The sequence below is a fragment of the Microvirga sp. Mcv34 genome (genome assembly GCF_024519725.1).
Lineage (GTDB): Bacteria > Pseudomonadota > Alphaproteobacteria > Rhizobiales > Beijerinckiaceae > Microvirga.
In genome coordinates, this window is the sequence record NZ_JALJRK010000052.1 from 25111 (window position 1) to 36244 (window position 11134).

Consider the following 11134-nt stretch of genomic DNA (forward strand, 5'->3'; position numbering starts at 1 on the left):
TCGTGGTTAACAGAGGCGAAACGAGGGCGCTCGATTGACGGCCTCCGGAAGATATGTCAGCATTACTGACATATTCACAAAAAAGACCGGAACACCGGCAGCGGAGCAAGAAGCTCCAGGAGGATAACGGGTAATGGCCGACGGTCATGGTGCGCTCCGCAACGTAACGCTCGACGACAAGTACGATCTGTCCAAGGATCACGTTTTTATTACCGGCACGCAGGCGGTCATCCGCATGCTGCTCATGCAGCGCGAGCGGGATCGACTGGCGGGCCTCAGCACGGCGGGTTTCGTGTCCGGCTATCGCGGCTCGCCTATCGGTGGCCTCGACCAGAATCTCTGGCGCGCCCGGAAGTGGTTGGAGGCCTCCAACATCGTCTTCCAGCCTGGCCTCAACGAGGAGCTCGCGGCCACCGCCGTCTGGGGCACTCAGCAGGCCGAGATCCGGGGCGACGGCAAATATGATGGTGTCTTCGGCCTCTGGTACGGCAAGGGCCCCGGCGTCGATCGCTCCGGCGACGTGTTCCGCCATGCCAACATGGCCGGCTCTTCGAGGCATGGCGGCGTGCTTGCCCTGATGGGCGACGACCACACGGCGGAATCCTCCACCGTCGCGCATCAGTCCGAATTCCATTTCGTCGACGTAATGATCCCGATCCTGAACCCGGCGGGCGTTCAGGAAATCCTCGATTACGGCCTCTACGGCTATGCCATGAGCCGCTTCTGCGGCACCTGGGTGGCGTTCAAGTGCGTGAAGGACAACATCGAGTCGACCGCTTCCGTCGATGCCTCGCTCGACCGGGTGAAGATCGTCATTCCGGACGATTTCACCATGCCGACCGGCGGTCTGAACATCCGCAACCGCGACGGCGTGCTCGACCAGGAGGCGCGGCTTCAGGATTTCAAGCGCGACGCCATGCTGGCGTTTGTCCGCGCCAACAACCTCAACCGCATCGTCCTCTCCGGCGGCCGCAATGCGAAGATCGGCATCATCACCGTCGGCAAGTCCTATCTCGACGTGCGCCAGGCCCTCGACGAGCTGGGCCTCGACGAGGTGAAGGCGAACGACATGGGACTTCGCCTCTACAAGGTCGCGTGTCCCTGGCCACTCTCGCAAGCCGAACTCATGGATTTCGCGCGCGGGCTCGACAAGGTCATCGTCGTCGAGGAGAAGCGCTCCCTCATCGAGGTGCAGCTGCGCGAGGAGCTTTACGGCACCGCCAACCAGCCGCTCTGCATCGGCAAGAAGGACGAGGAAGGCCGCTGGCTGTTCCCTGTGAAGGGCGCGCTCGATCCCAACGACATCGCCATCGTCATCGGCGAGCGGCTGCTCGCCTATCACAACAACGACGACCTGCGCGGGCGCGTGGCGCGGCTTCGCCATGCGCAGGAGGTGCTGACGACGACCGGCGACGTGGCCACCCGCGTGCCGCATTTCTGCTCGGGCTGCCCGCACAATACCTCTACGAAGGTGCCGGACGGCATGCGCGCCTATGCGGGCATCGGCTGCCACTACATGGTGCAGTGGATGGACCGCTCCACCGAGGGCTTCACCCAGATGGGCGGCGAGGGCGCGAACTGGATCGGCGAGGCGCCGTTTTCCAAGCGCGGCCATGTGTTCCAGAACCTGGGCGACGGCACCTACAACCATTCGGGCGTCCTAGCCTTGCGCTGGGCGATCCACACCAAGACCAACGTCACCTACAAGATCCTCTTCAACGACGCGGTCGCCATGACCGGCGGGCAGAAGCACGAGGGCGGGCTTACCGTCGACATGATCGCCCGTCAGGTGCGCGAGGAGGGCGTGGATCGCATCGCCCTCGTGACCGACGAGCCGCACAAATACCCGAAGGATATCCGCTGGCCGGCCGGCATGACGATCCATCACCGCAGCGAGCTCGATGCGGTGCAGCGCCAGCTCGCGGAGGTCTCCGGCGTGACGGTGATGATCTACGATCAGACCTGCGCGTCCGAGAAGCGCCGCCGCCGCAAGCGCGGCGAGTTCCCCGATCCGGACAAGCGCGTGATCATCAACGATCTCGTCTGCGAGGCCTGCGGCGATTGCTCGGTGCAGTCGAACTGCGTCGCCGTGCAGCCGGTCGAGACCGAGTTCGGCCGTAAGCGCCAGATCGACCAGTCGAACTGCAACAAGGACTTCTCCTGCGTCCAGGGCTTCTGCCCGTCCTTCGTGACGGTGCACGGCGCCAAGATCAGGAAGGCCGTTCCCGAGACGGTGTCGACGGACGGCATGGCGTTCAAGCCGCTGCCCGACCCGGCGATCCCGGCCATCGACCGCACCTTCAACGTGATCGTCACGGGTATCGGCGGCACGGGCGTCGTGACCATCGGGGCGATCCTCGGCATGGCGGCGCATCTCGAAGGCAAAGGCCTCGGCATGATCGACATGGCGGGCCTCGCCCAGAAGGGCGGTGCGGTCTACAGCCATGTGCGGCTCGCCAACAACCAGGACGACATCCATGCCATTCGCGTGAGCGCGGAATCGGCCCATCTCGTGCTCGGCTGCGATCTCGTGGTCACGGGAACAAAGAAGGTGCTGGCCTCCGTGAAGGAGGGGCAGACCGCCCTCGTGGTGAACACGGCGGAGGTCATGCCGGGCGAGTTCACCCGCAATGCCGATTTCTCGCTTCCGACCGAGCGCCTGAAGCGCGCGATCAAGTTGGCGGCGGGCCAGGACGGCGTGTCCTTCGTCGACGCGACGGCGATTGCCACGGCGCTTCTCGGCAATGCGATCGCGGCCAACATGTTCATGCTGGGCTATGCCTACCAGGCCGGTCGCGTTCCGCTCTCCGGGGCCGCCATCGAGAAGGCGATCGAGCTCAACGGCGAGGCGGTGAAGATGAACCTCGCCGCCTTCACCTGGGGCCGCCGCGCGGCGGCCGAGCCCGAGCTGATCGCCGCCATGATGAGCGAGCTGAAGGCGCCGACGGAATCGCGCAAGATCTCCGAGACTCTGGACGAGGTGATCGCGCGGCGTGTTGCGTTCCTCTCGGATTACCAGAGCAAGCGCTACGGCCGCCGTTACCAGGGCCGCGTCGAGCGTGTCCGCGCCGCGGAAGACAAAGCCGTGCCGGGCTCGACCACGCTCACGGACGCGGTGGCGCGTTCGCTGTTCAAGCTCATGGCCTACAAGGACGAGTACGAGGTGGCGCGTCTCTACACGAACGGCCATTTCGAGAAACAGGTCGGGTCAGCCTTCGAGGGCGAGAACCTGCGCTACGAATTCCACCTCGCGCCGCCGCTGCTCGCCCGGAAGGACCCTGTGACTGGCGTTCCGAAGAAGATGAGCTTCGGGCCGTGGATGATGAAGGCCTTCCGCGTTCTCGCCGGCCTGAAACCGCTGCGCGGCACGCCGCTCGACGTCTTCGGCTACACCCACGAGCGCCGCACCGAGCGCCAGCTCATCCGCGAATTCGAAGGACGCATCGAGGAGATCGTCGCGAAGCTCAATGGCGACAACCATGCGGCGGCGGTGGGCCTTGCCGCCCTTCCTCAGAAGATCCGTGGCTTCGGTCATATCAAGGAGCGGAACCTGAAAGCTGCGAAAGCGGAGGAGGCGGATCTTCTCGCCAGGTTCCGTGCCGGGCCGCAGCCGATGGCGGCTGCGGCGGAGTAATAGGCTACTACGTCATCGTCATCCCGGATCGGCTCCGCCGTCCGGGATGACCGCTTTATGAGGATGGGTCTTAACCCCGCGCTTGAAAAGCCTCAACGAAGCTCTTCGCCACCTTGGGCACGTTCGTCTCGTTCAGCCCCGCCACGCACATGCGGCCGGACCCGACGAGATAGACGCCGTCCCGCTCGCGCATGGTATCGACCTGCTGGGCGCTCAAGCCCGTGTAGCTGAACATGCCGCGCTGATTGAGCAGGAAGCTCACGTCGATCTCGTTCGACAGCGCACGGATGTGCTCGGCGAGCAGCTTGCGCATGGAATCCATGCGATTGCGCATGGTCTCGACCTCACCGGCCCATTGGGCGCGCAGCTCGTCGCTGCCGAGCACGGTCGCCACGAGAAGGCCGCCCGTCATCGGCGGGCTCGAATAGCTGCGGCGCACGGCGAGCTTCAGCTGGCCGAGCACGCGCTCGGCCTCGTCCGCGTCGCGGCAGACAACGCTCAGGCCGCCGCAGCGCTCGCCGTAGAGCGAGAAGTTCTTCGAGAAGGAATTGGCCACGAGGCAGCTCGCGCGCTCGGCATAGCGGCGCACGAAGGCGGCATCCTCGTCGAGGCTGGTGCCGAAGCCCTGATAGGCCATGTCGAACACGACGATGTGGCGCTTGGCGATGAGCACGTCGGTAACGGCTGCCTGCTGACGCTCGTCGAGATCGACGCCGGTCGGGTTGTGACAGACGGGCTGGAGCACCACGATGGAACCGTTCTCGGCCGCTTCGAGCGCCTTGACCATGCCGTCGAAATCTACCGAGCGGTTGGCGCGATCCCAATAGGGATATGTCGTGGTTTTGAAGCCCGCCCGCTGGAACAAGCCATGGTGGTTGTCCCAGGTCGGGTCGCTGACCAGCACCGTGCGGCCGGGAGTGTGCTTCGCGAGGAAGTCGGCCGCGATGCCGACCGCGCCCGTGCCGCCGAGAGTCTGGATCGTGGCGATGCGCTTCTCGGCCCGGGCCGGATGGCTGTCGCCGAACACGAGCTTCTGCACGCCCTCGCGATAGCCCGCATGGCCTTCCATGGGCAGGTAGGGCCGCTCCGCGAAGCCGGCCCGCTCATAGGCCGTCCTGACCGCGCCTAGGACCGGGATGCGGCCCTTCTCGTCGGTGTAGACGCCGATGCTGAGATTGACCTTCTCGGTCCGGGGATCGGCCTTGAAGGCGTCGTTGAGGGAAAGGATCGGGTCGCCCGCGAAGGCTTCGACCTGTCCGAAGAGGGATTCCGTCATGCTGATCTCCAAGCCCGCGCGGCCCTGTTCGCGCGACCGCATTCTTCGCTGCCGCGAGACCTAGCCCCGATGCAGGTCTCTCGGCAAGGATCTTTACGGAATGTCAGGGCTCCAGCCGCCAATCGACAGGCTCCAGCCCCTTGCCGGTAAGCCATGCATTGGCGCGGCTGAACGGGTGCGTTCCCCTGAAATCGTTGAGCCGGTTGAGCGGGGAGGGATGGCCCGCCTCGATCACGAGATGCTTCGTGCGATCCACGAGCGCGGCCCGCTTGCGGGCCGGCGCGCCCCAGAGCAGGAAGACCACGGCCGGCTGCCGCTCCGAGACGGCCGCGATCGCCTGGTCGACCAGGGCCGACCAGCCGAACTTCATATGCGCTCCCGACTGTCCAGCTTCCACCGTGAGCGACGTGTTGATGAGCAGCACGCCCTGCTTCGCCCATTTCGACAGGTCGCCCGATTTCGGCATCGGCACGCCCAAATCCTCGGCCATCTCGGCCAGGATCGTGCGCAGGGAGGCCGGAAGCCTCCGGGAGCCGCGATAGGAGAAGGCGAGGCCATGGGAATCGCCCGGCGTCGGATAGGGATCCTGGCCGAGGATGACGACCTTCACCGTGTCGAGCGGCGTGAGGGCAAGGCTGGTGAAGACGAGGTCCGGAGGAGGGAGCACATGCGCGCCCTCGGCGATGCGAGCGTCGACCTTGGCGGCGACGTCGTCGGCGTGACCTTCCTTGAAGAAGGGCAGAGCCGTCCAGGCGCCGGATCCGGAGGCGCTCGCGCGCAGATGCGCGAGCGCCTGTGCAACGGGCCCGCTCATCGGGCGACGATGCGGCCTTCGACCTTGGCGTCCACCGTGCCGAGCTTGCGGACATAGGCCATGACCTCGTTGGCCATGAGCTTACCGTCCGTCACGCCGATCAGCACCTTGCCCTTGCCGAAGGAAGCATAGCCGTCGCCACCGGTAAGCATGAAGTTGTTGGTGGCGACCTTGTAGGTCTTCGCCATGTCGATGGGCTGGCCGTTTACGACGATGTTGCTCACGCGCGAGCCTGCGGGAGCCTTCGAGTCCACCTCGAATTTCAGGCCCGAGACCTGCGGGAAGCGGCCAGCGCGGTTTTCCATCTGCGACACGCCGTTCTCCAACGCCGCCTTGATGTCGGCACCCGTGACCGCGACGAGCGAGGTGGAATTGCCGAACGGCAGTTCTGAAAGGATATCGCGGCGGGTCAGCTTCACGCCGGCCGGGTATTCCTTGTTGGCGCGGATGCCGCCGCCGTTCACGATCGCCACGTCTCCACCGGTCGAGTCCTTGATCGCGTCGGCGATCAGGTTGCCGATGGCGGCTTCCTGCGCGCGGACCGTGGAGGAGCGGCTGTCGAGCGCATTCGTGGACGTGCCGAGTTCGACATCGAGCTCCTTGGAGAGAAGGGCCTCGTACTTCTTCACGACGGCCTCGACATCCGCATCCGGCGCGTAATCGGCCGTGTTGTGGATGCGGAAGTTCGGCGTCCACGAGACCTTGCGGTCCTTGCCTTCGCCGGACACCGTGGCGGTGATGTCGAGGGATGTCACGTAATGGGCGTCCTCGCCGGATTCCACCATCGCGGTCTTGTCGTTGTAGGTGACGATGAGGTCGTGGTCGTGGCCCGTGAGCAGCACGTCGACGACACCCGACTGCACGATGGCGTTGTCGACGCTGCGGTCCGTGTGCGTGACGGCGACGATCATGTCCGCGCCCTGCTTGCGCAGATCCGCAGCCTGCGTCTTGAGAGTCTCGAGTTCGGGCAGGAACTTGAGATCCCCGGGCGAGGACAGGCGGGCGGTTTCCGCGAGCGCCAGTCCCACGACACCGACCTTCACGGGGCCGAGGTCGAAGATCGCGTTGTCTTTCATGCCGGGAACCGGCGTTCCGTCAGCCTGGCGGATATTGGCGCCGAAGAACGGGAACTTCGCTTCGCCCATGCGCTTAAGGTAGATGTCCTTGCCGAAATCGAATTCGTGGTTGCCCGGCACGAACACGTCGGGTTTGACCATGTTGGTCAGCTCGACGATATGTTCGCCCTGGTCGAAGCCCGACATCAGCGACGGAGAGAAGGTGTCGCCGCCATGGGCGAACAGCACCGGTACGCCGCGGGCGCGCTCTTCCTTGACGATGGTGGCCAGCTTGCCGAAGCCGCCCCGTCCCTTTTCGGCGGACATCTTGTAGATGTCGTTCACGAGAAGCAGGCTGAAGGTGGGCTTGGACGGTGCCGTCTGCGCGTGGCCCGGCCCGGTCAGTACGGTTGCCGATAGAAGGGCTCCGAGGCTGAGCCCGAGGGCATGGCGGCGTGATAGTTTCAACATGGCTGGTTCCGCTGCTGGACGGGCCGTAGGCCCTGTGAGATTTGTGCGGGCCCAGAATGCTCAGTTCCAAAGGGGTGGGCAAGCCCGTTCTGCAATCATGATGCATCGGCTCACACCCACCTCAACCCGGGCGCGGCGAGGGAGGTTCGGCCCGCCATCGGCGACGGCTTTGCTTGACGCATGGACATTTCGGCGCGAAGCATCTTAATCTTCCTGCCTTCGGCTCTTTCCTTCCCGTGCGTGCATGGAGACGCTTTTCAAGCAGACACGAGATCTTGTTGACTAAATCGAATTTGCCGTTGTCCCAGCCCAGAGATCCAGGACATTCCCCGTCCAAAGTCGGCACGGCCCTGCGTCGCCGCGCCCGTGCCCGCGCGCGCGGGCGGCTGACCCTCTTCATGGGCCTGTTCGGTGTCGTCTTCATCCTCCTGACCTTCGGTTATATCGCCTGGGAACAGCGCAACCGCCTGATCCAGCGCAACGAGGATGACATCCGGAGCGCGGCCTTCTTTCTGGCCGATCATGCGGCCAGGCTTCTGGAGGTCACGGACCTGACCTTGAAGCAGGCGGCGACCCTGATTCAGGGGCATGGCTGGGACGAGATCGAGACATCGAGGCCTCTGTGGCAGCAGCTTCATGCCGTTCAGGACGGTCTGCCTTTCGTCGAGGACATCTGGCTCAATGATTCGAGTGGCCGCCTACGTCTCACGTCGGAACGGTTTCCGACTCCATCGTCGGACGTATCAGGGCGCGACGTCTTCACTGCGCAGGTGAATGCCGATCAGGGATTGTTTATCGGAGAACCCATCGTCGGGCGCTTGACGAAGTCGCCAACTTTCATGATCAGCCGACGCCTGAAGGACGGGAACGCCGGATTCGGCGGCGTCGCGTCCGTCACCATCTCCCTGTCCTATTTCTACGATTACTGGTCGAAGATCCGCTTGCCGAAGGGCAGCCGGGTTGCCCTGATGCGTGCATCCGACGGTTCGGTGATCGCGCAGCATCCCGCGCCGCCGGACGGCCTCTCTTTTGCCCCCATCGACAAGGCCGCCTTCGACAGGGCGCAGGCCTCTTCCTCCCAGGCCGGCCTCTACTCCTTCGTCAGCCTGGGCCAAGAGCGAACCGGGGCCTATCGGCAGGTCGACACGATGCCGCTCTATATCGGCGTCAGCATGCCGGAGGATGCCTACTGGACGCCATGGTTCGTTCAGACGCGGCTCTACGGCGCCTTTGCGCTGATCGCTCTTCTGGCCTTGCTCGCCCTGACGGTGCTGGCTTCCGAGCAGTTCCACGAACAGGCCGCCGATGCGGCGCTCCTGGAACGGCAGGTGGCGCTTCGGACAAGCGAGCTGCGCACCGAAACCGCCGCCCTGGAGATCCTCAACCGGACCGGCAGCGTCCTTGCCGCCGAACTCGACATTGACCGCATCATCGAGAGCGTCGTCGATGCCGGGATCGAGCTGACGGAGGCCCAGTTCGGCGTTTTCTATTGCGGCGCGTCCCAGAGCGAGCGGGAGCATTACGGAAAATTCGAGCCTGCAAGCCTCCGCGATGCATTCACGATCCTGGACATCCGAAAGGTCTGCGCCCCGGCTTTCCTGGAAGGCAAGCCAGTCCGCCTGGACAACATGGCCGTCGAGCAGGGGCACGAGGGCACGCCCTTCACCCTGGACGGCTCGGCGGACCGCCCGGTGATCCGCAGCATCCTGGCCGTTCCGGTCGTTCTGCGAACGGGCGACACCCACGGGATCCTGGTCTTCGGGCATGAGCGGACGGGGATGTTCAACCGGCGCTCGGAACGCCTGCTGGCAGGCCTGACGGCTCAGGCCGCCATCGCGCTCGAGAACAGCCGTCTCTACCGCAATGCGCAGAGCGAGATCGAGGAGCGCAAGCAGGCCCAGACCCAGCAATCCCTGCTGATCCGCGAACTCCATCACAGGGTGAAGAACACCCTGGCCACAGTCCAAGCCGTGGTGGGCGCGACGGCGCGCTCCGCGCTCAGCATCGACGATTTCTACCAGGCTTTCGTCGGACGCATCATCTCGCTCGCCAACACCCATTCCCTGCTGACCGAGGCCGTCTGGCAGACCGCGTCCCTGCGGGAGATCCTGGAAAAGGAACTCCGCCCCTACAACGATGCCTCGGCCGAACGGATCGCCTTCCACGGCCCCGAGGTCGATCTGCCTTCCGAGGCGGCCGTGCCGATCGGCATGGCGATCCACGAACTGACCACCAACGCGGCCAAATATGGGGCTCTCTCGGTGCCCGGGGGCAAGGTCTCCATTTCCTGGCAGGCCCAACCAGCCGAGGACGGAACGCGCCTGGGGCTGGTCTGGCAGGAACGGGGAGGGCCCACCGTTTCCTCGCCGACGCGCCAGGGCTTCGGCTCCCGCCTGCTCCACCGGGTGCTGGCCACTCAGCTCAACGCCAAGGTCGAGACGGATTACGAACCGGCAGGGTTGCGCGTCGCCATCAATGCGGTGCTCAAGGAGTCCCGGTTTCCGGACATGAGCGTCTGATACGTCTCTGCGCAAGGTTGGTTTGCAAGCAATCCTGACGATGCGGTGAGGCGTCCTGTTGGCGGAACTGCCTGAAACTTCTATCTAAGGCGGCATCGAGAGCGGGATTCGTATCTCGGATCCTGTGCCAAGGGACTTTTCATGAACGAGAGCGTGAGTCTGACCGATCTTCGCCAGGGCGTGCGCCCGGTGGACCATCCGGCTGTTCGAACCGGTCGGATCGGGGTGCTTCTTCTGAACCTGGGGACCCCCGAGGGCACCAGCTACTGGCCCATGCGAGCCTATCTGAAGGAATTCCTCTCCGACCGGCGCGTCATCGAAACCCCGCGCCTCCTGTGGTGGCCGATCCTCAACCTGATCATCCTGACCAAGCGCCCCGGCCCCAAGGGCCGTGATTACGCGACGATCTGGAACAACGAGCGCGACGAGGGTCCGCTCAAGACCATCACCCGCAACCAAGCGGAGAAGGTGGCGGCCCATATCCGAAGCATCGCGGGCGACAAGGTGACGGTCGACTGGGCCATGCGCTACGGCAAGCCCGAGGTGCGCGAGCGGATCCAGGCGCTTCTCGACCAGGGCTGCGACCGCATCCTTCTGGTACCTCTCTATCCGCAATATGCGGCGGCGACCTCGGCCACGGCCTGCGACCAGGCCTTCCGCGCCCTCATGGACATGCGCTGGCAGCCCACGGTCCGTGTCTCGCCGCCCTATCACGACGATCCGGTCTATATCGATGCGGTCGTCGCCTCCATGAAGAAAGAGTTGGCGAAGCTCACCTTCGAGCCGGAGGTGATCCTCGTCTCGTTCCACGGCGTGCCGAAGGAATACCTGCTGAAAGGCGACCCCTATCACTGCCAATGCGTGAAGACCTGGCGGCTGATGCGGGAGGCTTTCGGCTGGTCGCCCGACAAGTTCCGCATGAGCTTCCAGTCCCGCTTCGGCAAGGCGGAATGGCTGCAGCCCTACACGGACAAGACCGTCGAGGCCCTGGCCAAGAGCGGCGTGAAGCGCATGGCCATCGTAGCACCCGGCTTCTCGGCCGATTGCCTGGAGACCCTGGAAGAGCTCAACGGCGAGAACCGTGAGATCTTCATGCATAACGGCGGCGAGGAATTCGCCTATCTGCCCTGCCTCAACGACAGCGACGACGGCATGCGCGTGATCAACCATGTCGTGGAGCGCGAGCTTCAAGGGTGGATTTAACCATTCACGAAACCGTCACCTCATCCTGAGGAGCAGCCTTTAGGCTGCGTCTCGAAGGATCATCCAGCGCGCACTGGAGACGCCCTCGTCCTTCGAGACGCTTCGCTCCTCAGCGACTGTGTTTTTCGTCAAGCGTTTTGCCACGGGGTCTGATCGCGTAGG

Annotated in this window: 6 protein-coding genes; 3 read left to right on the forward strand and 3 right to left on the reverse strand. The window is 64.5% G+C overall.

Annotated features, from left to right (window positions below; genetic code table 11):
• Window positions 1-133: 133 nt before the first annotated feature.
• Window positions 134-3634 carry an indolepyruvate ferredoxin oxidoreductase family protein gene (locus OC446_RS21650; protein WP_262031086.1) on the forward strand — a complete coding sequence of 1167 codons (3501 nt, stop codon included), beginning with the start codon at window positions 134-136 and terminating at the stop codon, window positions 3632-3634.
• 70 nt (window positions 3635-3704) lie between these two features.
• Here OC446_RS21650 and OC446_RS21655 read toward each other — a convergent pair whose 3' ends face one another.
• The 3 genes from OC446_RS21655 to OC446_RS21665 form a co-directional block, all read right to left on the reverse strand.
• Window positions 3705-4910 carry an aromatic amino acid transaminase gene (locus tag OC446_RS21655; protein ID WP_262031087.1) on the reverse strand — a complete coding sequence of 402 codons (1206 nt, stop codon included), beginning with the start codon at window positions 4908-4910 and terminating at the stop codon, window positions 3705-3707.
• A gap of 103 nt (window positions 4911-5013) precedes the next feature.
• Window positions 5014-5724 carry a uracil-DNA glycosylase gene (gene ung, locus OC446_RS21660; RefSeq protein WP_262031088.1) on the reverse strand — a complete coding sequence of 237 codons (711 nt, stop codon included), beginning with the start codon at window positions 5722-5724 and terminating at the stop codon, window positions 5014-5016.
• Window positions 5721-7250, reverse strand: coding sequence for a bifunctional metallophosphatase/5'-nucleotidase (locus OC446_RS21665; RefSeq protein WP_262031089.1), 1530 nt, complete (start codon window positions 7248-7250; stop codon window positions 5721-5723). The genes ung and OC446_RS21665 overlap by 4 nt, the downstream gene beginning before the upstream one ends.
• 299 nt (window positions 7251-7549) lie before the next feature.
• On the opposite strand from OC446_RS21665, the gene OC446_RS21670 reads away from it, so the two are divergent.
• Together OC446_RS21670 and hemH are read left to right on the forward strand one after the other, a co-directional pair.
• Complete coding sequence (locus OC446_RS21670) at window positions 7550-9769, forward strand: sensor histidine kinase (RefSeq protein WP_262031090.1); 2220 nt, start codon at window positions 7550-7552, stop codon at window positions 9767-9769.
• A gap of 141 nt (window positions 9770-9910) precedes the next feature.
• Window positions 9911-10972 carry a ferrochelatase gene (gene hemH / locus OC446_RS21675; protein WP_262031091.1) on the forward strand — a complete coding sequence of 354 codons (1062 nt, stop codon included), beginning with the start codon at window positions 9911-9913 and terminating at the stop codon, window positions 10970-10972.
• The last annotated feature ends 162 nt before the right edge of the window (window positions 10973-11134 follow it).

Excerpts from the sequence above, each read along its gene's own strand:
- OC446_RS21650 (WP_262031086.1), top strand. The coding sequence starts at position 134 with ATGGCCGACGGTCATGGTGCGCTCCGCAACGTAACGCTCGACGACAAG.
- OC446_RS21655 (WP_262031087.1), bottom strand. The coding sequence starts at position 4,910 with ATGACGGAATCCCTCTTCGGACAGGTCGAAGCCTTCGCGGGCGACCCG.
- ung (WP_262031088.1), bottom strand. The coding sequence starts at position 5,724 with ATGAGCGGGCCCGTTGCACAGGCGCTCGCGCATCTGCGCGCGAGCGCC.
- OC446_RS21665 (WP_262031089.1), bottom strand. The coding sequence starts at position 7,250 with ATGTTGAAACTATCACGCCGCCATGCCCTCGGGCTCAGCCTCGGAGCC.
- hemH (WP_262031091.1), top strand. The coding sequence starts at position 9,911 with ATGAACGAGAGCGTGAGTCTGACCGATCTTCGCCAGGGCGTGCGCCCG.